Here is a 21,577-nt window from a genome sequence, read left to right as displayed (position 1 = left end):
GACGGACTCATGCCGAGGCCGGTCGCGTCTCGACCCGCTGCTTCAGTGCTCGATTGAACGAGGCATAGCCGTCGTCCTCTTTGCTGGTGAACAGTCGTCGGAACGGCCGAACGGAGACACCGGAGAAGGTTTCGACGTTGTTCAGTCGGGTGGTTCCGTCCTCGTTCGGGATCAGGGTGAAGGTGTGACGACCGACGAAGAAGCGTTCGGAGGCGATCTTCGCCGACCACTCGAGCTCCTGATTCGGAACGGCCGCGGTCACGAACGGCCGAAAGGACATGCCAGGCATGCGAATGGAGAGCCTGGTGCCCTTCGTCGCTGTTCCGCTCACGCGGGAGAAGTTGCTCCACTGGCCGTAGGAATCGAAGTCGGAGAGCACGTCCCAGACTTGCTCGGGGGTGGCGGCAATGTCGATGGTGGAAGTGAGCACGATGCCCATGATGTGTCCGTTCGTGAAGGTTCGGGTGGGAGTCAGGCGCTGTGTACGGCGGTGAGAAATTCGAGCACGGCGTGGGCGGTCACATCGGGTTGCTGCGCCTGCGGGTAGTGGCCGGCTTCGGCGACCATGACGGCCTCGCCATGGAGCGTGTCGGCGATCCAGTGGGCCTCGGCCGCGGGATCCTTGAAGTCCGGGTCGAGTTCTCCCATGATCACCACGACGGGCGCGGCAACCTCACCGAGTCGGGCCTTGGCAACCGCGTGATCGGTCTGTCGTGTCGTTTCCGAGAACGCCTTGCCGTACGGCTTGCGTTTCAGGCTGGTCACGACGGCGGTGCGGTAGTCGTCGAAGTCGTCGGGCTTGCGTCCCGCGTACAGGGTGGGCATGTAGGACTTCCACATCACGGCAACCCACAGCGGGGCCATCATCGTGTGAAACATGGCCCGCGTGAACACATTCGAGGGTGGGTTGCGAACGTACGGTCCGACCAGCACCAACCCGTCGACCTGGTGGGGATGATCGGCGGCCACGATCACCGCTGCTCCCGCGGCCAGCGAGTTCCCGACGATGACCGCCGATCCGCCGAGATGGGTGATCAGCGCGTGCACATCGCCCGCAGTCTCGGTATCGCCGTAGGAGGAGAACGTGGTGTCGCTGTCGCCGTGGCCACGCAGATCGGTGGTTGCCACCGAATATCCGGCTGCGACGAGGGCGGGCGTCAGAAAGCGGTAGGAGGAGCGCAACTCGCCCATGCCGGGAACGAGGACGAGAAGGGGTCCATCGCCCTGAAGGTCGTAGGCGATCCGTCCTTCCGGGTGGGAGATGTACTGGGTCGACGGGATGGGATGCGGTGTTGAGGAAGTCATGAAAGCTACTATTGCATGCCATTTGGCTATTGGCAATAGCCAAACTCGAATTGGTCAGGTTCAGGGGGCTTGGGTGGTCAGCGCATAGCTATTGACGCTAGCCACGATGTGGGGTAGCCATAGCCTGTGAGTACTTTCATCTCGAAGACCCATTCCTGCATCGGTAACGGTGGGAGGTCGATGCCTCGTGCCTAGGGCAGGTCTGACGCGTGCACGCGTGGCAGAGGAAGCGGCGGTGATGGCCGATCACGTCGGTCTCGGCAAGCTCACCTTGGCCGCACTGGCGGACCGACTCGGCGTGCGGCAGCCCTCCTTGTACAAACACATCGACTCGATGGCAGGCCTGCACCGCGACATCGCCGTCAACGCCAAGCGTGAACTCGGCGAAGTGCTCGCGCGAGCGGCAGTAGGTCGTTCGGGAGCAGAGAGCATTTCCGCCATGTCTCGGGCCTACCGCGCCTGGGCGCTCGAGCATCCGGCCAGGTACGAGGCGTCGAATCTGATGCCCGCCCCGGGCGACAGCGAGGACGAGTCGGTATCGATGGCCGCCATCGGTGTCATCGCCGACGTCCTGACCGCGTACCGCCTCGAAGGCGACGATGCGATCGATGCGATCCGGGCGTTCCGATCCACCCTGCACGGATTCGTCTCCTACGAAACGGCAGGAGCGTTTGCCATGAGTGCAGACATCGATCGAAGCTTCGAGCGTCTCGTCGACGGGTTCGTCATCGCTCTGACTCGATGGGCGGACACCAAGCCCAGCCCGGAGCCCGAGTCGGATTGATGCGAGCACCCATCGCGCGGGCGCAGAGCGCAAAGTAGACGGCGCTCCGCGTCCTGTTCGGAGCGTCCGCGAGGTGCAGGCTTCGGATAACACACACCAGTGATATCCATGCCGAGGAGCACCCATGACCGTTCAGGAAGACACACGCCCAGACGACGCTCCCACCGACCGCCCGACGGAGCTCACGGTTCTCGGAGCCTGCGGCCAGGACTGTCCGGACTCCTGCTCGATGGTGGTCACCGTCGCGGACGGTGTGGCGACCAGCGTCAGCGGCAGCAAGACCAACCCGTACACCAACGGTGGACTGTGCGTGAAGGTGGACAACTACCTGGACAAGGTCTACAGTCCCGATCGAGTTCTCTACCCGCTCAAACGATCCGGACCCAAGGGCTCCGGCCGCTTCGAGCGAATCTCGTGGGACGAGGCCGTTGCCACCATCGCGGAGAAGTTCACCGCCATCGCCGAGGAATTCGGCCCGGAAGCGATCATGCCGTGCAACTACCTCGGCACCCAGGGAATCACGCAGGGGCTCAACGTCGGGGACGCATTCTTCAACCGACTCGGCGCAACGGTCGCCGAGCGCACCTACTGCGACGCCGGCTCGTGCACTGCCTACGCGATGACGGTCGGCGACACGGCAGGCGTCGATCCCGAGAGCTTCGTCCATTCCAAGTTCATCCTGATCTGGGCGTCGAACATCATGAGCACCAATCTGCACCTCTGGCCGTATGTCGCCGAGGCGAAGAAGCGCGGTGCCAAGGTCGTCGTGATCGATCCGGTCAAGACCAGAACCGCGAAGGCCGCGAGTTGGTACATCCCCATCCGCCCCGGCACCGACGGCGCACTCGCGCTGGCGATGATGCACGTCATCATCGACGAAGGACTGACGGACACGGATTACATCGAGAGTCACACCATCGGCTTCGACGAGTTGGCCGAGCGCGTGCAGCAGTACACCCCGCAGTGGGCATCGGAGGAGACGGGCATTCCGGTCGAGGACATCTACACGCTGGCAAGGGAATACGCGCAGAGTCAGCCGTCCGTGATTCGTATCGGCGTTGCGATCGAGCGCAGTGCCGGTGGCGGACAGAGTGTTCGGGCAATTTCGTGTCTTCCGTCGTTGGTGGGCGCGTGGCGGAAGCCGGGCGGCGGGATCCTGCAGCTGCCGCTGTGGGCGTTTCCGGTGAACTGGCCGGAATTCCTGCAGACGGACCTGCAGACTCCCGGCACGCGCGTGATCAATCTGTACCAACTCGGGGAAGCGCTGACCGGTGGGCTGAACCTGGACACGCCCCTCAAGGGCCTGATGGTCTACAACTCGAATCCGGTGGTGGTGTGCCCCGATCAGAAGCGGATGATCGAGGGGCTCAGCCGCGAGGATCTGTTCACCGTCGTCAGTGACCATTTCATCACCGACACAGCCGATTACGCAGACATCATCCTGCCTGCCACCACTCAGCTCGAGCAGGACGACATCAATTTCTCGTGGGGCCACCTGTTCGTCACCTACAACAATCGTTCGATCGAGCCGATGGGTGAAGCCGTCCCCAACACCGAACTGTTTCGGCGATTGGCCAAGGCCATGGGGTTCACCGAGCCGGTGTTCTCCCGAACCGACGAGGAACTCATCGGCCTCGCCTACGATTGGAATGCCCCGGCCATGGAGGGCATCTCGATCGAGTCCCTCAAGCGGCTCGGGTGGCAGCGGCTCAATTTGCCCGGTCCCGACGAGTACGCGCCGCACGCCGACGGAAACTTTCGGACCCCCTCCGGCAAGACCGAGTTCCTGTCCTCGGCAGCGGCGGGCGGCAACTTCGTTCTGCCCCTGTTCCGGCAAGGCTCGAACGATCACCAACCGGGTCAACCGGTGGATCCGCTGCCGCATTACATCGCACCCCGAGAATCGCTGCGCACCAATCCCGAACTGGCACAGAAATATCCGCTCAATCTGCTGACGCCCAAGTCGCACGCCTACCTGAATTCGAGCTTCGGAAATCTCGACATGCATCGCAAGGTGCAGAAGGAGCCGACGTTGCTGATCAATCCTGTCGACGCCGAGCGTCGGGGAATCGCGTCGGGAGATGTGGTGCGGGTCTTCAACGATCGTGGAGAGTTCACCGTCGTTGCCAAGCCGGACAGGACGGTCATGGAGGGTGTCACGGTCTGTGCGATGGGCGCGTGGCGCAAGAACATGTTGTCGCTGTCCACGCCGGCCTCGCTGAACCCGACCGTGTTCGCGGACCTCGGCAACGCCCCGACGTTCTCCGACACCCTCGTCGAAGTTCGACCACTCGACGCCTGACCATCATCACCACTACGAAAACGAGGATTCGCCATGGCCTACGTCGTCACCGAAGCGTGCATCGACCTACTCGACAAGGCATGCACCGAAGAATGCCCGGTCGACTGCATCTACGAGGGCGCTCGCATGATGTACATCAATCCCGACGAGTGCGTCGACTGCGGAAAGTGCATGCCCGCCTGTCCGAACGACGCCATTTTCTGGGAACACAAGATTCCCGACGAGCAGACGAGGTTCGTCGACATTGCCGTCGAATTCTGTGAGGACGCAGATGCTTCCGGCGGCGCGGAGGACCTCGGTCCGATAGGGCACGACCATCCGGCGATCGACGAAGTGGCGAAGAAGTGAGTGGTGCAACCGTTTTCGAGTGTGACCTGATCATCGTCGGCGCGGGCCCGGCCGGCCTCTACGGTGCCTATTACGCGGGCTTTCGAGGTTTGACGGTGACCGTCATCGATGCCCTGCCACACCCCGGTGGTCAACTGGCCGCGCTGTACCCGGAGAAGAAGATATTCGACGTCGCGGGCTTCCCGGCGATCAAGGCGCAACATCTGGTCGATGCACTGGTCGAACAGGCGGATCAGGCGAAGCCGGAATATCTGATGGGCCACGTGGCCACCGAACTCGAGGAGTTCGACGACTCCGTGCGCGTCACGACCGACAAGGGCGTCACCGTCGTCGGAAAGGCCGTTCTCGTCGCGGCGGGCATCGGGAAGTTCACACCGAGGCCACTGCCTACCGGTGCCGAGTTCCACGACCGTGGATTACGGTATTTCGTGCCCAGGCTGAACGATCTGGCCGGCGAACACGTGATGATCGTGGGCGGCGGTGATTCGGCGGTCGACTGGGCGCTGAGTCTGGAACCGATCGCGAAGTCGGTCGTACTGGTGCACCGGCGCAACGACTTTCGAGCTCATGCCCACAGTCTGGGTCTGCTCGAGCGGTCGAGCGTCGATGTCCTCACTCCGTTCGAGGTCGAGGAGATCGTAGGCGAGGACAGCGTCGAATCGGTGACGATCGTCGACGGTGCCGGGATCGAGCGGCGACAGCTGGCGGTGTCGAGTGTTGTTGCCGCACTGGGATTCAAGGCAGCACTCGGCCCCATCGCATCGTGGGGGTTGGACAAGTACCAGCGCGACATCGCCGTCGACCGAACGATGCGTACCAACCGGAGCCGAGTGTTCGCGGTGGGTGACGTTGCCGGACACGAAGACAAGGTCAAGTTGATCGCGGTCGGCTTCGCGGAGGCGGCCACCGCGGTCAATCACATCGCTCCACTGGTGGACGGCTCGGCAGCAATCGTGCCGGGCCACTCGAGCGACTCGATTCACTGACCCGAGCGGGTCGTACGGTTCGGTTCGGCCCACGAGCGGGTGACCGCTCGTGGGTCGTCCGAGTGTGCGCAGGCAGCAGCGCGGTACTGGCGGGGGCTCATGCCGTATTGCTCACGGAATGCGCGGCTGAACACGGCGAGGTCCGCAAAGCCCCACCGTCGACTGATCTGTCCGAGAGAACGGTCGGCCGACACGCTGGCGATGATTTCACGACGGCACCGCTCGAGCCGCTTGACGCGGATGCTGCGGGCAACCGTCGTACCGCTGGCGGCGAAGACACGGTGGAGTTGCCGGGTCGAGACGAGCATCGCCGCCGCGACCGCGCCGGGCGAGAGCTCGGGGTCTGCGAGATGATCGTCGATGTACCGCTGCGCCGACCGTACGAGTGCTGCACTGGGGGAGTCGATCGTCGGATTGGTGGTGGTGTTGCGGGCGATCACGCTGACCAGGTCTCCGACCTCGTCGGCTATCGCCTGGGCCCCGGAGGCTCCCAGAGTCGAGCGGGTCGACCCCAGGTCGTGCAGAAACCGTCCGAGAAGACCGCTGAAGCCGGCCGACCCATCGAAAGCCATGGCTGTCATGTCGCTGGATTCGCGGTCGTCGAGTCGAAGCATGTGGCGGGGCCAGGTGAAGACTTCGAGCTCCCACTGGTCGTCGTCGGGATGGCCGTCGATGATCCAGTCGAACGGCCGCGAGGTGTCGTAGATGGCGAAGTCGCCGCGTGAGAGCGCGCATTCGCGGCCGTCCTGCACCACGATCGCGCGGCCTCGACGAATCATCCCGATCTGCACGTACTCGGTGTGGTCCTTCTCGATGAGCGAGTCGGTACGAGCGATGCGTTGTGTCGTGGACCGAACGCTCGAAACCTGTAGGTGCGCAAGCGACATCGAACGAACCGCGCCGGTGAATCGGCTATCGGCCACGTCGGCGACATCGAGTGCCACGAAGTGCTCGTTCAACATGTCGCACCAGTCTCCGCGGCTGGTCGTCCTGGCCGGGATGGAGAATCCGGATCTGGAGAGCATGAGAACCCCTTGTCGTCGGAGCCCGTCGTGATCGTGTCGATCAGTGCGATACAGGGGCTTCGTTCGAGGTTAACGCGCAATGTTTCGGCTCGATTGGCAGTTCGTAACATTGCCGGAAAGTTCGGCGACGACGACGCAGCGTGGTCTCTGCGGATCAACTAGCCGTCACGGACGGTCAACTGCGGATCACCCGGTTCGGCAATTCTTGGTGCACATGAGGTGAAAGGGGTGTGCCGTGGGCGAAGTCGACACTGTCCGAACAATGGTCGCAAAACCGACCGGACCGAAACTGCGCGCGACCGACTCTTACGTCGCCGTGGTGGCCGAAGTTCTGTCGGTCGAGGCGACGATCGACTGGGCGACACTGCCGCAGTGCGGGGCCGTCGTGACCTTCACCGGAGTGGTTCGCGAGTATTCGACGGAAAGAGCGGGTCGCCCCGCAGGGGGTGTCGTGTCGATCGACTACCAGGCCTACGAGTCGGTGGCCCGAGTGCGACTGATCGAGATCGCCGACGCGGCGCGAGAGCGATGGCCAGGAATCGGACGTATCGCGTTGCTGCACAGGGTCGGATCGGTTCGGCTCGGTGAAGCCAGTGTGCTGGTCTGTGTGTCCTCGGGTCATCGCGTCGACGCCTTCCTGGCCGCGCAGTTCTGCATCGACGTCCTCAAAGCGTGCGTGCCGGTGTGGAAGCTCGAACAGCGGGCCGGAATCAGCGACTGGGTCGAGACCGGCGTGCAGATCGAGGGCGTCGAGCGAGCGGCCTCGCACTGGCTGCCCGCCACCTACGGACGTTCCTCGTGAGCGGTCTCGATGCGGGCATTCGCGATACTCGTGGACGAGCCCTTCGCGATCTACGGATCTCGGTCACCGATCGGTGCAACTTTCGCTGCGTGTACTGCATGCCCCGGGCCGAATTCGGCCCCGATCATTCGTTCCTGAACGCGAGCAGGCTGCTCTCCTTCGAGGAGATCGACAGAGTCGCTCGAGCGGCGGCCACCATCGGAATTCGCAAGATACGTCTGACCGGCGGCGAACCGCTGCTGCGCGCCGGAATCACCACGTTGATAGAGCGATTGAGTTCGATCGAGGACATCGATCTGGCGATGACGACCAACGGTTCGCTGCTTGCTGCGCATGCCGAAGAACTGGTCGCGGCCGGGTTGCGCCGCGTCACCGTCAGCCTCGATTCCACGGATCCGGACACTTTCGCTCGGATGAGCGACACGCGCGTCCCTGTGCAGACCGTGCTCGACGGCATCGACGCGGCTGTGCGGGCCGGGATGTCGCCGGTCAAGGTCAATGTCGTGGTGCGCCGAGGGGTGAACGACGGGTCGATCCTGGCCGTTGCCGAACGGTTCCGAGGTACCGACATCGTGGTGCGCTTCATCGAATACATGGATGTGGGAGCGACCAACAGGTGGGAGCTGGCCCAGGTCGTCGACGTCGAATCGATCGTCGACACGATCGGAAGGATCCACCCGCTGGAGAGAGTCGACGCGGAGTACGACGGTGAGGTGGCGATGCGGTATCGCTACCTCGACGGCAGCGGCGAAATCGGTGTCATCGGTTCGGTATCGGAACCGTTCTGCGGAGCGTGCACTCGTGCGCGGTTGTCCGCTGACGGCAAGGTGTTCACTTGCTTGTTCTCCTCGACGGGAACCGATCTGCGGGCTCTGCTGCGATCGGGAGCGTCCCAGGACGACCTCGTTGCGCAATTGTCGGCGCTGTGGCTGCGCCGAGACGATCGCTACTCGGAGCTGCGAGCAGGAACGAACGACGGTGCAGTGCGTGACCGCATCGAAATGTCCTATATCGGTGGATGATCGGAGAGTGGGAAGTCCATGGCCGAAGTTCTGATGTTCGCAGCGGCCCGTCAGATTGCGGGTGAGGCGGCGCGAGACATTCCGGGGTCGACGGTCCGAGGGGTGCTCGATTCCGCGGTCGAGCGGTACGGCGCGCCGTTCGCGGATGTGCTTGCCGTGTCTCGGATCTGGATCAACGGTCGTTCGCTGGGGCGCACCGAGGATTCGCCCTGCTCGGACATCGACGAGATCGCCGTGCTGCCTCCGATTTCCGGCGGATGAAGTCTGCGCGGGTCGATATCCGTCCGACTACGTATCGGACGGTCGACGAATATCGTTGTGCCGTGCAACGACTGGGTGTATCGCCAAGCGTTCGCTCGGTGTCGATCGACAGTGCCGTGGGACGAGTGTTGGCCGAGGACATCGTTGCCGATCGAGCGCTACCGGCGTTCGACAACTCGGCGGTCGACGGATTCGCCGTTCGCGCTGCAGATGTGGCCGACCCCGGTCGACTACCTGTCCGGTCGCTCGTGTCCGGTCGCAGTGTCGCGGGTCGGCAGCTCTCGGCGATCGGGGTTCTGCCGGGGCAGTGCGTCCAGATCATGACCGGGGCGGTGGTGCCGTGCGGCGCAGACCTGGTGGTCCCGGTCGAGCGAACCAGCGGGTTCGTCGAGTCAATCGGTTCGGACGAGGTCACCATCTTCTCGCTCGATTCCAAGAGCAACATTCGTACCCGGGCGTCGGATTTCGAGGTCGGCGACGTTGCGGTCCGGGCGGGAACGGTGGTCACCCCCGCTCAGGTCGGCGTGCTCGCCGCTCTCGGCCGCACCCACGTTCGGGTCGAATCTTCTCTGACCGTCGCTGTGCTCTCGACGGGATCGGAGATCCGCGGTGTCGGGACAGAACTCGTGAACGGTGAGTGTCACGACTCCAACGCGGTTATGATCCTTGCCGATCTCACCCGGTGCGGTGCCGACGTGCACCTCGAACCGGCTGTGGCCGACGACGTGGACGCTTGTCGGGCGGCACTGGCCCGGTGCGCCGAAGCCGCGGACGTCATCGTCACCACCGGTGGCATCAGCGCCGGTACCGAGGAGGTGGTTCGGCTCGCACTCGCGGGTCAGGAGGTCGAGTTCGTCTCTGTCGCAGTGAGACCGGGAAAGCCGCAGGCGTGCGGGCGATTCGAGGGAACTCCGATCGTATGCCTGCCGGGAAATCCGGTCAGCGCATTGATCTCCTACGAATTGTTCGTCCGACCGGTGGTCGTTGCGGCACTGCGAAACCCGCAGGCGGAAAGAACGATGAGAACGGTCAGGGCTGAGGGGGAGACGCCTCCTGCCTCGGCGATACCCCGGGTGATGCTGGGCGTCGTCGACGGTGACGACGCCACGATCATTCGATCGCACTCGGTCGGTGCGCTCGCTCGAGCGAACTGTTTGATCGTGATACCGCCCTCCGACGGCGGCCTGGGTCCGCCTGGCGAGTACCCCGCGATGCTGCTCGACTCGGTCGCGTCGACGCGGCGAGGTACCTGCAGCTGAGGGCGCGGAGAACTCTCCGCGTCCCGCACGCCGGTGTGAGGAGAGTGCCCGCATTTCGTAACGCAAATGCCTCGGATGGCTTACGCCCAAGGCTTACCGTGTGTGCACTCGAACCTAGCGCGGAGTGCATCATGACGTCATATTGGACAACCCGGGGACTCGGCCCGGCCGATCAGATGAGCTATTGGGCCGATGTTCTCTGCCAGGCATTCACCCCTCTGGCACCGTGGCGATCCAGGGACCACGTCGAACACAGCTCGTCGCGTTCCGGACTTCCCGGATGGGTGCGCTCCGCAGCGATCGGGGGTGGCAACGCAGCGGAGATCGCCTCCTGCACACAGCGAATCGATCACGGAAAGCGCGAGGTCGCCCGCGCAGACGAGGACGTCGTCTTCGTGAATCTGCAGCTCGACGGCCACTGCACGACCACTCAGGACGGGCGGCAGTGCACGGTCTCCCGAGGTGAGTTCGCCATCGTCGACTCGACACGCCCGTACCGGCTCGAGTTCGTCGAGCCCGGCAACGACGAACTCTGGCGGGTCCTGTCGTTTCGGCTGCCACGACCACTGCTGGCAGACGTGGTCGGACCGTCGGCGGGGACCACGGCTCGGCGCTTTTCGAGCTCATCGGGCTCGGCTCGCCTACTGAGCTCGTTGATGGTGGAGACCTGGCGGACCGATTCCTCGCTGCATCCCGCTGAACGACAGATGATCGGTGCTGCCCATGTCGACCTGCTCCGCGCGGTGCTGGGAGCGACGGCCGAACGGGACACCGGATGCTCGTTGCAGACCGACGAAGCACTTCGGGTCGCCGCCGTTCGGTACGTCGAGTCCCGGCTTCGCTTCGGCCGCGTTCCCGCCACCGAGGCAGCCAGCCACATAGGGGTATCGGTTCGCACTCTTCATGCCCTGTTCGAGAGGGCAGGAACGACTTTCGGTGCTGTGGTACGTGAGCATCGCGTCGAGGCGTGTCGTCGCGAGCTTGCCGATTCGCGTGACGATCGATCGATCGGAACGATCGCTGCAGCGTGGGGATTTTCGGATTCGGCGCACCTGGCCAAGTCGTTTCGATCGCACTTCGGATGCAGTCCGGTCGAATACCGGGCGTCTATGAAGACCAGGGCACTGCCGCAGCATTAGCGAAACGCTCTGTCCGAGTGTGCAGAACGGTACCGATGACGGCGCAGTTCGGTACAAGACCGGGATGCATCGGGCCGTGAAACATGGTGTGCAGGGCAGCGTCGCCCGATTCCGTTCTTCACCCCACCAGGACAGACATCGAGGAGTCTCACATGACCCTGAGTTTCGAGCTCAGCCCCGAGCAGATGGCAGTGCGCATGCAGGCGCGGCAAGTGGCGGACGACATTCTGAGCGGAGTAGCGGCCGCTATTTCATCCATACAGCGCCCCGAGGATCGCTTCTACGCACTGCAGCCGGTCTACAAGCAGCTGGCCGGTCTCGGATTCGTCAAAGGACTCGTGCCCGACGAATACGGCGGCGCGTACTTCGACAATCTCACCTTCGCGCTCGCGGCCGAGGAGCTCGCTCGGGTCGACATCAACACTCCGACTGCATTGCTGGGCACGGGATTGGGACTGAACCCGATCATCAATTTCGGTACCGAGGAGCAGAAGAATCGTTGGCTTCCGAGGTTCTGCGACGGCGAACCCCGATTGGCTGCGATCGCCTACACCGAGGTGACCGGCGGGGCGAACTACGATTCGGAGGACCCGACCGTCGGCATTCGGACCTTCGCTCGCCGCGAGGGCGGCGAGTGGGTGATCAACGGTGCCAAGCACTACACCACCAATGCGTCGGGCTGGGACGGGCAGGGAGCCGACCTCATCAGTGTGGTCTGCCGCACCGATCCGGCCCTGCCGCCATCGGAGTCGCTTGCAGTCATCGTCGTCGAACGGGGTACCCCCGGGGTCGAGATCACCGACATGATCGACACGATCGGCCACCGCGCCACCAACTCTCCGCGGGTGGAATTCCGCGACGTACGCGTGCCGGTCGACAACCTCATCGGCAAGCCCGGTGACGGGTTGGATATCGTCGCTACTGCATTCTCGTGGACGTGCTCGTCCATCGCGGCCGCGTGCGTGGGGCGGATGCGCGCTGCCTTCGACTACTCATTGGAGTTCGCCAAGACCGACCATCGGTCCGGCCCGGTGCCCGTCATCGAGTATCAGAATGTCGGATACATGTTGACGGACATCAAGACTCGCATCGAGGCCGTTCGCTACTTCGCCTGGAAGGCGGCCGACCACTTCGACCGCACCGGCGGGCGCGACCGCGAATTGGCCAACGAGGCAAAGATATTCGCGTCCGAGACGGCCGTGCAGGTGGTCTACGATGCCATGCGACTGGTCGGGGTCGACGCGTACACGAACCTGACGCCGATCGCGGCCATCATGGAAGACGTCCTGTGCTTCCCGGTGTACGACGGCGGCAACATGGGCGTCCGTCGACGCAACGTCCACAACCTGCTCAAGGCAGACGGCTTCGATTCAACTGCCGCAGCAGAGAATCGACTGTCGGTACCCGAGCACGCCTAGGCCGAGGAAGTGGTGTCAGGATCGCTTCCGATCCTGACATCACTTCTACGATCGGCGTGCGCGGTCGTCGGCCACCAACACGAGGTCGAACTCGACGTCGAAGTACGGGCCCGGCATGTCCTGGGTAGCGATCGATCCACCGTCCTCGACGAGTGGAAAGTCCAGAACCAACCCCTTGCGAACGCCGAATGCGGCGTCGATATCCAGGTACGGGTCTTCCGCGACGAACAGGTGTGTGACGAGCGACCGATGTCCCGGTGCCTCGACGCGCACGTGAATGTGGGCCGGCCGCATGGGTTGTCGACCGGTGGCCCGCAACCACTCACCACCCGGGCCGTCGGTCGGAACCGGATAGCTGCAGGGCTTGACCGTTCGGAACCAGTACCGCCCGTCCTCGTCGGTGGTGAGGAGGGCTCGCAGGTCCCCGGGCTGCATGTGCTCGTCCTGGACGTCGTAGAGGCCGCTCTGGTCGGCCTGCCAGATGTCGATGGTGGCACCGGGCAAGGGCGCTCCGTCGGTGTCGAGTACGCGGCCGTGCATGAATGTCCAGTCGCCACGCGCCCATTGCTCCGGCGTCGCGATGACGTCGCCCATGTCTCGCGGCGGTGCGACGGAGTGGAAGGGGCCCTCCACCGTCGTCGGCGTCATGTTCGGCGGACCGACGTTGTTGAGTGCATCGACGAGCGTCGAGCTACCCGAGGTGTCCGACATGAGTATTGCCTCGTTGCGAGACTCGGTCGTCCATTGCCCGACGCGGGCGAGGAAGTCCAGACCGGTCATCCACTCGTCCCACGTGACGTTGTTCTCGCGGATGAAGTCGTGGACGTGCGTGATCAGTGATGCAGCCAGCGTGCCCGTCCTCGGGTCTTCGGCGCGGATCTGGGAGAGCACCGTGTCCGTGATGCGATCGGGACCGAGGTTGTCGGGCTGCGTCGTTCGGCGCCCCATGTCCGCGGTCACCGAGCGCGCCGAGGATCGGTGCGTACATGCACGCGCAGGGAGTCGAACTGCCTGAAGAAGCCAGGGTCGTAGGTGGGTTCCTCCGCCAACGACAGATGGTCGAGCCGCTCGACCAGAACGCGTAGGGCAATGGGCATCTCGACCTGGGCCACCGGTGCACCCGTGCAGCGGTGAATCCCGACGCCGAAACTCAGATGCTCCTTGGAATTGGACCGTCGGATGTCGAAGTCGTCGGGCCTGTCGAAGACTCGTGGGTCGCGGTTCGCGGACGTGAGGTTCAGTGCCACAACTGTACCTGCGTGCAGTGTTCGGTCACCGATCTCCCAGTCCCTCGTCAGTACCCGTCCCATCTCCGGTGCCGCGGCATCCCATCGCAGCATCTCCTCGGCCGCGCCCTCGGCAAGTGACGGATCGGATCTCAGCTGTTCCCATTGGTTTTCGTGTGTCAACATCGCGTGCACACCGGTGGCGAGCGCTCCGGACGTCGTCTCGTGTCCGGCGAGGACGAGGGTCTGCACCGTCGCCCACAGTTCGTCGCGCGTGATGTCGCCCCTGTCCTGGGCATGGATCAGATCGGTCAGAAGATCGTCGTCACGTGGGGCAGAGCGGCGTTCTTCGATACGGGCCTCCGCGTACTCTCTGAAGAGGGCATTGACCCGATCTGCGTCCGGTACCCCTTCGGGACGCGACGGCAGTGCCCGCGGCGACCATTCGCCGATCTGCGCCTCGTCGGACTCGGGTAGTCCGAGCAGACCCATGATGACCCGCACGGGCAGAGTGAAGCAGAAGGCGTGTACCAGGTCGACAACGCCGTCGGACGGAAATTCGTCGACCAAACGATGCGCCTGCTCCTCGATGAGCGGAGCCAGGCGACGCGCAAGCCGGGCATTGATGGATCTGATGGCACCGCGCATTGCTGTGTGTCGGGGTGGGTTCTGCACGATGAGCGCGTGCGATTGCCAGTCGAACAGCGGGCCGGACGTAGCGCCGAGTGCAATGGCAAGACCTGCACCGACATTCACGGCGCCCTCGGGATCGAGGAACACCGACCGCACATCGTGGTAGCGCAACAGATGCGCGCGGCCGAACATATCCCACGCGATGGGTACCGGCCCTTCACGCAGAGTTGCCAGATACTCGTGCCGCGCGACACCTCGATACTGCGGGTCGGCCTCGTCGAAGACGGGACCGTTGCCGGCGTCGGTCGGCAGGGTGGGTGTAGCAGTCATCGTTGACTCCTTCGGTTTACCCAATTCGGTCACATGGGTTGTGTCAGTTCGGTTTCGAAGAATGCAGCCGTCATTGCAAGGTGGGCGGGGGTCTCGAACCGAACGTCCTCGTGCCCCGCGCCACCGACCGTGACGAACGTCGTTCTGCCGCCGGCCCGCACCAGCGCTCGGTGCAGATCCGCCGACTGGGCGATCGACACCATCTGGTCCCGGTCACCGTGTGCCAACAGAATCGGCGGAGCGTCCGCGGACACCGATTCGATTGCGCTGGCCTCGCGCGCCAGATCCGACTGCGGTGTCTGTGCCCCGAGCAGCGCCTTCTCGAAAGACGACGGGAGGACGGCCGCCTCCAACCAGCTTCGGGCCCCCGCCGCCGCGACGTCGTACACGCCGAACCACAGCGCGGCCGCCTGAACCGATGCGTCACCGAGTTCGTTCACCTCGGGCTGCAGCGCGGCCACGGCACTGAGGAGCGCCCCGGCAGACGCACCCCAGATGCCGATTCGGGTGGTGTCGAGTCCGTGATCGGATCCGTTGTTCCTGATCCATCGGATGGCGTTTCTGACGTCGTGCAGGGGAGCGGGGAAGTGGGCGGCCGGAGCCAGTCGGTAATCGACGGATAGCACTGCCACGCCGTGAGTGGCGAAGGGCACCAACCGTTCTCGCGCTCGATCGCTTCGAGATCCGACCTCGAAGCCGCCTCCGTGAACATAGACCACGACGGGAACGGGGCCGTCCGAATCGGGCCTGTAAAGGTCGGCCTGCAATGGCAGCCCGTCGGCTTCGGAGTAGACGAGGCCGGACGTGACCTCGACCGATCGTGTCGACACCATCAGCTGCGACCTGGTTCCATAGCGGGGCGATTCTTCAGCAGAATCGATCCGAGCCAACCGTGTGGGGCGAATCCGTCGGCGATGGGTTCCTTGCTGGTCAGTAGCCAACGGCCGTCGTCCTGGCGTCGAAGACTGTCGTGCCACCGGCCCCAGTGGTCGGGTTGTGCGAGATCGGTGAGCGCCATGAAGAAGCTGTCGGCCGACGCCTCGTCGTCGCTGTTGAACTCGATGTCGATCGTGGTGATGTGGTGCCGAATCAAGGTGGGACCGGTTCCTCCGAGAATCTGGTGAATTTCGGTACGCGGGACGGTTCGGCCGTCGGGAAGCACGAAGACGCCGTCCTCGGTGAAGAGAGTTTCGGCCATCGACTCGAAATCGGCGTTCTCGACGGCTCTGTTGGCGTATCGGTGCAGAACCTCGATGATGGCCGAACGGTCGGCTGCTCGTCGTTCGGCGTTTCCGGTGTACATGGTCGTGGTCACGACAGTCTCCTCGGGTTGAATGTGGTTCCGGCGCAGATGATCAGGCGTCGACAGTGGCAGTCGATCCGACCTGTTCGACGAGTTCGTCGAGCAGGGACGTTGCGGCCGGGGCACTGTCGGCCACACCGAAGACATAGAAGTCCGGCCGTACCAGAGCGGCGACGGCACCTGCGCCGGCCAACCAGGTGGTGTAGGTCGAGTCGAGGTCGGCGGCGTGACCGGCACCCTCGCCGAGAACGACGAAAGTCACTCCCAAGCGTTCGGCGGCGGATCGCTGCGCATCGGTCAGAGCATCGCTGATGGGTACGGAGCTGATCAGTTGAAAGCCGTAGACCCCGAGGAGGTCGTCGAGCAGGCCTTCACGATCTCCGATACGCATGCGGCCCTGGGGTGAGAGCTCGCCGGTCGGGAGGGCGATCGATCCGTCGGACTCGCGATGCAGAATTCCCGTGGTCAACCCGGGCACCGATCGCTCGGGTGCCTGCCCCGAGCGAAGGAAGGCGTCGCGGCCCGCGGCCTTGCCCTCGTCCTCCTCGATCGTCATCGCCCAGGTGCCGAGCGAACCCTCGACGATGGGGATCACGTGGGAAAGCCGTTCTTCTTCGTACGTGTCCACAAGCGCGTCGCCGGCTCGGCCGGTGAGCACCAAATCGAGCTTCCAGGCGAGGTTTCCGCTGTCTCGCATGGCCGAGCACGAACCCTGGGCCATGTAGGGCGTCATGGCATGGGCGGCGTCGCCGCCGATGAGCACTCGGCCACGCCGATAGGACGTCGCGAACTGCGATCGGAATCGGTAGAGGACTCGGCGGGTGATCCGCACCTGTTCACGAGAGATGCCGAGGTGCTCTTCGAGCCAGCGGTACCCGTGTTCCTCGTCGGCGAGGTCGGCCGGATTCTGGCCGGGAATCAACCGGACGTCGGTTCGGCATCGACGTGCCCCGTTCGGTCCCCAGAAGTACGGACCGTGCGGCAGCATGTGGATTTCGGTTGCGGGAGGGTCGAGGTCGGGATCCAGAATGTCGAAATCGGTGAGGTACCACTGATCGTCGTGTGTGTGAACGACGTTGAGGGGTAGGTCGACTGCGGTGCGCACGAAGCTCGACGCTCCGTCCATGCCGACCACCCAAGTCGCCTCGACGTGTTCGTCCTCGCCACCTTCCACCGACCTGGCCGTGACACGGACGCGATCGCCGAGGTCGTCGATTGCGACTACCTCCGAACCCCAACGGACATCGACGTTGTCGCACTCGGCGACCTTGTCCTGCATCGCCGACTCGATGTTGGGTTGGTGCAAGCTCAGCCGAAATGGGTGCCCGCACAGCTCTTGTGACCAATCGAATGTCACTGCGGGTTTGTCGTCCGCGCCGAACAGGCGAACGAAAGGTTGAGGGATGGAGCCCTCGAGCGCTCTCCCGGCGTCGCCGGCGTGCTGCAGCAGCCGCGCGATCTCGCCGTCCAGGGTGCTCATCCGGGGGAGTCCGTAGGGTGCTGGAAACTTGTCGAACACCACCACCCGATGGCCGGCCTGCCCGAGCAGTGACGCCAGCACCTCTCCTCCCGGTCCGAATCCGACAATCGCAACGTCGACGTTGACGCTCATGTGAAACTCCTTCGCTCCGTCCCACAGGTATATCGTGATATATCTAGATATCGCAAGGTTTCGGCAATTCCGGTTAAGATTTTTTTCCACAGGTGGAAGATGGTGTCCCGAACGTCGGTGGCCCACATCGGAGCCAGTCGAGCGAGCGAGCGAGAGGGTGAGCATGTCCGTCGGTACGTCGGGACTTCCGTCAGGGCGGGCGGATTCGGTTCCGGTTCCCCATGCGCAGTCGGCATACGTGAACCTTCGCCGAGCGCTGGTCACGTGGCGGGTGGAGCCCGGTCAGTGGCTCAACGAAAGTACGCTGCAACAACTTTCCGGATTCGGTCGAACTCCCACCCGAGAGGCCGTCACCCGGCTGATTTCGGACGACCTCCTGTACGTCGTTCCTCGAAACGGTTATCAGGTAGCCGACATCTCGGTCCACGACACGGCAGCATTGTTCGACGTCTTCGAGAACATCGGGTACATGATCGGGGCGACGGCCACGGGCAGAGTCGACGCTCGGACACTGGCGTTGTTGCGAGGCTTGGCGGCCGGTGAGCCGCTGGGAACCGACGTCGATCCCGTGGATGCCACGGCGGCGACGATTGCGGTGTTGTTCGACGGAGTCATCGGCGCCACCGGCAATCCGTGGCTGGCTCGGGTGAGCGCTCGCCTGTTCCCTCACCTGCAACGCTTGTGGGTGCTTCTGATGGCGATCGATCCGCCGCCCGAAGACGACAATGCCCCCGGCTCGGTCAACGGAGCGGCCTTTCGGACGATGTTGTCCGCACTCGAGCTGGGTGAACCCGAAGCGGCGGGAGGGTTGTACCAGCAGTTCACCAACGAAACGAGGGCTCGTACCCTCGACGCGGTCGCCCGATACGAGCTCCGGCGTTCGTCCCGAGTCAGCTGAGAAGGGAACTGGAATCAATGAGTTCACGTATCGTCGGTGTGCAGTTCCCCGACGGCCACATCGATGTCGCACGCCTCTCCGAAGCGGGTGATTCCGTCGCGAGGATCTGCGAGTTGTCGTCGTTCTGGGCCGCTCCCCGGGAGGCGATGCTGATGCAGTCCGAACGCGACATTCCGGTAGCCGAAGTGAAGTTGGTGCCGCCCGTGCTGCCCGGTGCGCGCGTGATCTGTATCGGTCTCAACTATGCCGACCACGTCGCTGAAGGGTCTTTCCGAGATCTCGAACTTCCGCCGTTTCCCACGCTTTTCGCTCGCTGGACCAGCTCGCTGACCGTCGACGGCACCGAGATTCCGGTACCCCCCGACGAGGAAGGCTTGGACTGGGAGGGTGAAGTTGTCGCCTGGGTGGGGAGCACGCTGGTGGATGCGACGGCGGAGGAAGCCTCGGCCGCCGTCATCGGCTACTCGGTCTTCAACGACGTCACTGCGCGTCGCGCTCAAAAGCTCACCTCGCAGTGGATTCTCGGAAAGAACGGTGATCGTTCGGGTCCTCTGGGCCCGCTCGTCCCAGCCGCAGAGGTGGGAGATCTGCGGGAGGGGCTGAAGATCGAGACTCGAGTCAACGGCACGACCGTCCAGTCGTCCCGGACGGACCGGATGATCTATTCGGTCGGCGAGACGCTCTCGCACATCTCGCGCACGTTCACCCTGAATCCCGGAGATCTGTTGGCAACGGGTACACCCTCGGGAGTCGGCTACGCGCGAACGCCCCCGTGGCTCATGGTGCCGGGTGACGTCGTCGAGGTTCAGGTCGAACGGCTCGGAACAGTAACCAATACCATTGTGGGGCCGCAGTTTCGGGCGGGGACTCACGCGGCGATGTGAGGTCCCGGATGTGGCAGTGCCCGATCAGACGAACTGGGCCGTCGAGGTCTTGTCGATCACGAGCCAACCGCCGTGGTGCTCCGAAGTCTCGAATTTCGAGCCCGTCGACCGACCCAATGCCACCAATGTCTGCGCGTTGAACGTGCGGATGTGTCCGTGGCAAGCGGTGGTCTCGGTCTCGAAGGGCACGGCAACGACGACTCGGCTGCGCGCGATGCGTAGAGCTTCTTCCACTATGCGCGAGCCTGTCTCGGCGTCGACGTGCTCGAGCAGATGCAGTGCCGTGACGGTGTCGACGCTGCTGTCTGCAACTGGAACATCCGCAGCGTCGCACACGATGGTGTCGAGAGTGATCCCGAGATGTGGGGCCACGACGGCGAGCAACCGCATGGTGCCAGCGGAGAGGTCCGTCGCAGTCACCGAGTGGCCCTTCATCGCCAGTCGTAGCGGAAAGAAGCCGAAACACGACCCCATATCGAGCACCGATCCGACGATCAGGTTCTCCGCGCGTTCATGGACGGGCGCGAAATCGGCGGTGCCCAACAGCAGCTCATCCAGCGAATTGCGGTAATAGGTGGCCCAGGCGTCGACCGGATCGGCGACGGTGGTGCGGACGATCCCGACCAACACCAATTCGAATTCCCGCTGCGACAGACCCACATGACGTGCCTGTGCGGTCACGATGGGAACGAGGCGCTCACCGATCTCGGCCGACGTCAGGCCATGGCACACCTGCACGGTCGACCCTGTTCGGACCGCGTCGAACTCGAGCCCGGGGAGGTGCCGGACCACCACATTCTCGTGAGCCCACACTCCATCCGGACTCGGTGCCAGGGCATCCAATTCGGTCATCTCATCGGTCTTTCGGTGGTTTTCTCGATGCACCCGACGTCGGAGCGAGGCCGGAGTGGAGCGGTGTGATACCCGCGGTCAGGAGTTCCGCGAGATCCAACGTGTCGTCGGTGAGCCACTGCTCGTACGCCGAGATTGCCACACCGAGGACCATCCAGCCAACAGTTCGCGGAAAATGGTCTCCAGGTTCGGAATCGGTTCGTGCCGCCACGTATTCGGCGATCACCTGTCGCCAGCCCTCGTACATGACCATCGAATAGCTCTGCAGCGCGGGATTTCCGAGGATCAGTGTCATGCGTTCGCGGTGAACGGCGGCCTCTTCCGAAGGAAAGGTGTTGAACTGCAACAGCGCCGACTTCAATCCATCGGCGAGACCGATGTCGTCCGGCAAGCCGTCCAGATGTGCCCTCAAAGCTGCCAGCTGAGTGTCGAAGTCGCCCCAGGGAACTGCGTTCTTGGAGGGGAAGTAGCGGAAGAACGTACGGCGAGCTATGCCTGCGGCGTCGGCTATGTCGTCGACGCTGGTTTGCTCGAAGCCCTTCGATGCGAACAGCTCGATCCCGAGATCGCTCAATTCCCCTCGCGTTGTGGACGGGCGCCGACCTACCCGACTGGACGGTTTCGCGACTCTGGCCATATTTCCCTCTCGTTCACTGTCTTTCTGCACCCAGTGCCATTATGGTGGTGATCCAAGCCACTGTCGATCCCGATTGTGGTGCACGGCAACCCTGGAGGTACGAAATGTCGAAGAAGAATGATTCGGACGTGACCGGCGTAGCAGTCGTGGAATCCGATCTGGTCGAAGAATCCCTGGTCGAGGAAGTGTCGATCGACGGCATGTGCGGCGTGTACTGATCATGACTGCTGCAGTGCAGGAAGCGCACGATCTCGGCTCCGTGGATCTGGATGCGCGGTGGGCTCTGCATCCCCAGGTGGCGCTGCGTCCCGAATCGTTCGGGGCGCTGCTCTACCACTTCGGGACACGCAAGCTCTCGTTCCTGAAGAACCGCACGATCGTGGCGATCATTCAGTCGTTTCCCGACCACCCGGACATGCGTTCGGCGATCGCGGCGGCGGGGATCACCGAGTCCGCATCGGCTCCGTACGTCAGAGCGCTCGTGACCTTGGCCGACTCCAAGATGATCACCCGCACGTAAAGTCTCCTCACCGTAGAACAGGACAGCTCCC

Annotated in this window: 24 protein-coding genes; 14 read left to right on the top strand and 10 right to left on the bottom strand. The window is 63.7% G+C overall.

Translation table 11 applies throughout. The features are described from left to right. Nucleotides 1–7: 7 nt before the first annotated feature. Entirely contained in the window at nucleotides 8–430 is a 423-nt protein-coding gene (locus tag AB0366_RS00250) for an SRPBCC domain-containing protein (protein WP_366242254.1), read from the bottom strand. 41 nt (nucleotides 431–471) lie between these two features. Further along, on the bottom strand, nucleotides 472–1,305 hold the full coding sequence (locus AB0366_RS00245) for an alpha/beta hydrolase (protein WP_366242253.1): 834 nt from the start codon (nucleotides 1,303–1,305) through the stop codon (nucleotides 472–474). Between the two features lie 217 nt (nucleotides 1,306–1,522). Here AB0366_RS00245 and AB0366_RS00240 point away from each other — a divergent pair, with 217 nt between their 5' ends. From AB0366_RS00240 to AB0366_RS00225, 4 genes are all read left to right on the top strand, one after another. Continuing rightward, nucleotides 1,523–2,089, top strand: a complete 567-nt coding sequence (locus AB0366_RS00240) for a TetR-like C-terminal domain-containing protein (RefSeq protein WP_366242252.1) — start codon at nucleotides 1,523–1,525, stop codon at nucleotides 2,087–2,089. A gap of 124 nt (nucleotides 2,090–2,213) precedes the next feature. Further along, nucleotides 2,214–4,391, top strand: coding sequence for a molybdopterin-dependent oxidoreductase (locus AB0366_RS00235; protein WP_366242251.1), 2,178 nt, complete (start codon nucleotides 2,214–2,216; stop codon nucleotides 4,389–4,391). Nucleotides 4,392–4,424: 33 nt separating this feature from the next. Further along, nucleotides 4,425–4,739, top strand: a complete 315-nt coding sequence (gene fdxA / locus AB0366_RS00230; RefSeq protein WP_121870479.1) for a ferredoxin — start codon at nucleotides 4,425–4,427, stop codon at nucleotides 4,737–4,739. Then, the gene (locus AB0366_RS00225; RefSeq protein WP_366242250.1) at nucleotides 4,736–5,725 is read left to right on the top strand and encodes an NAD(P)/FAD-dependent oxidoreductase; all 990 of its coding nucleotides are present in this window, start codon (nucleotides 4,736–4,738) and stop codon (nucleotides 5,723–5,725) included. The genes fdxA and AB0366_RS00225 overlap by 4 nt, the downstream gene beginning before the upstream one ends. Here the strand turns inward: AB0366_RS00225 and AB0366_RS00220 are convergent. Continuing rightward, nucleotides 5,719–6,750: a helix-turn-helix domain-containing protein gene (locus AB0366_RS00220; RefSeq protein WP_366242249.1), complete on the bottom strand. Its 1,032-nt coding sequence runs from the start codon at nucleotides 6,748–6,750 to the stop codon at nucleotides 5,719–5,721. The two genes, AB0366_RS00225 and AB0366_RS00220, sit on opposite strands and share 7 nt — an antisense overlap. A 262-nt stretch (nucleotides 6,751–7,012) precedes the next feature. On the opposite strand from AB0366_RS00220, the gene AB0366_RS00215 reads away from it, so the two are divergent. From AB0366_RS00215 to AB0366_RS00190, 6 genes are all read left to right on the top strand, one after another. Next, on the top strand, nucleotides 7,013–7,552 hold the full coding sequence (locus AB0366_RS00215; RefSeq protein ID WP_366242248.1) for a molybdenum cofactor biosynthesis protein MoaE: 540 nt from the start codon (nucleotides 7,013–7,015) through the stop codon (nucleotides 7,550–7,552). Further along, nucleotides 7,549–8,574, top strand: a complete 1,026-nt coding sequence (gene moaA, locus AB0366_RS00210) for a GTP 3',8-cyclase MoaA (protein WP_366242247.1) — start codon at nucleotides 7,549–7,551, stop codon at nucleotides 8,572–8,574. The genes AB0366_RS00215 and moaA overlap by 4 nt, the downstream gene beginning before the upstream one ends. 18 nt (nucleotides 8,575–8,592) lie before the next feature. Beyond that, nucleotides 8,593–8,835, top strand: a complete 243-nt coding sequence (locus AB0366_RS00205; protein ID WP_366242246.1) for a MoaD/ThiS family protein — start codon at nucleotides 8,593–8,595, stop codon at nucleotides 8,833–8,835. Further along, a complete protein-coding gene (gene glp, locus AB0366_RS00200; RefSeq protein WP_366242245.1) occupies nucleotides 8,832–10,094 on the top strand; it encodes a gephyrin-like molybdotransferase Glp in 1,263 nt (420 codons plus the stop codon). Before AB0366_RS00205 ends, glp begins: the two co-directional genes overlap by 4 nt. 131 nt (nucleotides 10,095–10,225) lie before the next feature. After that, entirely contained in the window at nucleotides 10,226–11,233 is a 1,008-nt protein-coding gene (locus tag AB0366_RS00195) for a helix-turn-helix domain-containing protein (RefSeq protein ID WP_366242244.1), read from the top strand. 152 nt (nucleotides 11,234–11,385) lie between these two features. Beyond that, the gene (locus tag AB0366_RS00190) at nucleotides 11,386–12,651 is read left to right on the top strand and encodes an acyl-CoA dehydrogenase family protein (RefSeq protein ID WP_366242243.1); all 1,266 of its coding nucleotides are present in this window, start codon (nucleotides 11,386–11,388) and stop codon (nucleotides 12,649–12,651) included. Between the two features lie 45 nt (nucleotides 12,652–12,696). On the opposite strand, the gene AB0366_RS00185 is transcribed toward AB0366_RS00190, so the two are convergent. Genes AB0366_RS00185 through AB0366_RS00165 form a run of 5 tightly spaced genes read right to left on the bottom strand, consistent with a single transcriptional unit; the run spans nucleotide 12,697 to nucleotide 17,755 of the window. Then, the gene (locus tag AB0366_RS00185; RefSeq protein ID WP_366242242.1) at nucleotides 12,697–13,599 is read right to left on the bottom strand and encodes a dioxygenase; all 903 of its coding nucleotides are present in this window, start codon (nucleotides 13,597–13,599) and stop codon (nucleotides 12,697–12,699) included. A gap of 8 nt (nucleotides 13,600–13,607) precedes the next feature. Beyond that, the gene (locus tag AB0366_RS00180; protein WP_366242241.1) at nucleotides 13,608–14,840 is read right to left on the bottom strand and encodes a cytochrome P450; all 1,233 of its coding nucleotides are present in this window, start codon (nucleotides 14,838–14,840) and stop codon (nucleotides 13,608–13,610) included. Between the two features lie 29 nt (nucleotides 14,841–14,869). Further along, entirely contained in the window at nucleotides 14,870–15,673 is an 804-nt protein-coding gene (locus AB0366_RS00175) for an alpha/beta hydrolase (protein ID WP_366242240.1), read from the bottom strand. After that, nucleotides 15,673–16,155, bottom strand: coding sequence for a nuclear transport factor 2 family protein (locus AB0366_RS00170; protein WP_366242239.1), 483 nt, complete (start codon nucleotides 16,153–16,155; stop codon nucleotides 15,673–15,675). Before AB0366_RS00170 ends, AB0366_RS00175 begins: the two co-directional genes overlap by 1 nt. A 40-nt stretch (nucleotides 16,156–16,195) precedes the next feature. Continuing rightward, on the bottom strand, nucleotides 16,196–17,755 hold the full coding sequence (locus tag AB0366_RS00165; protein WP_366242238.1) for a bifunctional 3-(3-hydroxy-phenyl)propionate/3-hydroxycinnamic acid hydroxylase: 1,560 nt from the start codon (nucleotides 17,753–17,755) through the stop codon (nucleotides 16,196–16,198). A 163-nt stretch (nucleotides 17,756–17,918) separates the two neighbouring features. Between AB0366_RS00165 and AB0366_RS00160 the strand changes: the two genes are divergently transcribed. Together AB0366_RS00160 and AB0366_RS00155 are read left to right on the top strand one after the other, a co-directional pair. After that, nucleotides 17,919–18,653 carry a GntR family transcriptional regulator gene (locus tag AB0366_RS00160; RefSeq protein ID WP_366242947.1) on the top strand — a complete coding sequence of 245 codons (735 nt, stop codon included), beginning with the start codon at nucleotides 17,919–17,921 and terminating at the stop codon, nucleotides 18,651–18,653. 17 nt (nucleotides 18,654–18,670) lie between these two features. Further along, a complete protein-coding gene (locus tag AB0366_RS00155) occupies nucleotides 18,671–19,537 on the top strand; it encodes a fumarylacetoacetate hydrolase family protein (protein ID WP_366242237.1) in 867 nt (288 codons plus the stop codon). A gap of 24 nt (nucleotides 19,538–19,561) precedes the next feature. Here AB0366_RS00155 and mftM read toward each other — a convergent pair whose 3' ends face one another. After that, a complete protein-coding gene (gene mftM / locus AB0366_RS00150; protein ID WP_366242236.1) occupies nucleotides 19,562–20,389 on the bottom strand; it encodes a mycofactocin oligosaccharide methyltransferase MftM in 828 nt (275 codons plus the stop codon). Between the two features lies 1 nt (nucleotide 20,390). Further along, complete coding sequence (gene mftR / locus AB0366_RS00145; protein ID WP_366242235.1) at nucleotides 20,391–21,026, bottom strand: mycofactocin system transcriptional regulator; 636 nt, start codon at nucleotides 21,024–21,026, stop codon at nucleotides 20,391–20,393. 104 nt (nucleotides 21,027–21,130) lie between these two features. Between mftR and mftA the strand changes: the two genes are divergently transcribed. Both mftA and mftB read left to right on the top strand, forming a co-directional pair. Next, entirely contained in the window at nucleotides 21,131–21,244 is a 114-nt protein-coding gene (gene mftA / locus AB0366_RS00140) for a mycofactocin precursor MftA (RefSeq protein ID WP_366242234.1), read from the top strand. A gap of 2 nt (nucleotides 21,245–21,246) precedes the next feature. Beyond that, the gene (gene mftB / locus AB0366_RS00135; protein WP_366242233.1) at nucleotides 21,247–21,546 is read left to right on the top strand and encodes a mycofactocin biosynthesis chaperone MftB; all 300 of its coding nucleotides are present in this window, start codon (nucleotides 21,247–21,249) and stop codon (nucleotides 21,544–21,546) included. The last annotated feature ends 31 nt before the right edge of the window (nucleotides 21,547–21,577 follow it).

This window comes from Rhodococcus sp. NPDC076796 (assembly GCF_040702765.1).
Classification (GTDB): Bacteria; Actinomycetota; Actinomycetes; order Mycobacteriales; family Mycobacteriaceae; genus Rhodococcoides.
This window is presented reverse-complemented; position numbering and strand designations above follow the sequence as displayed.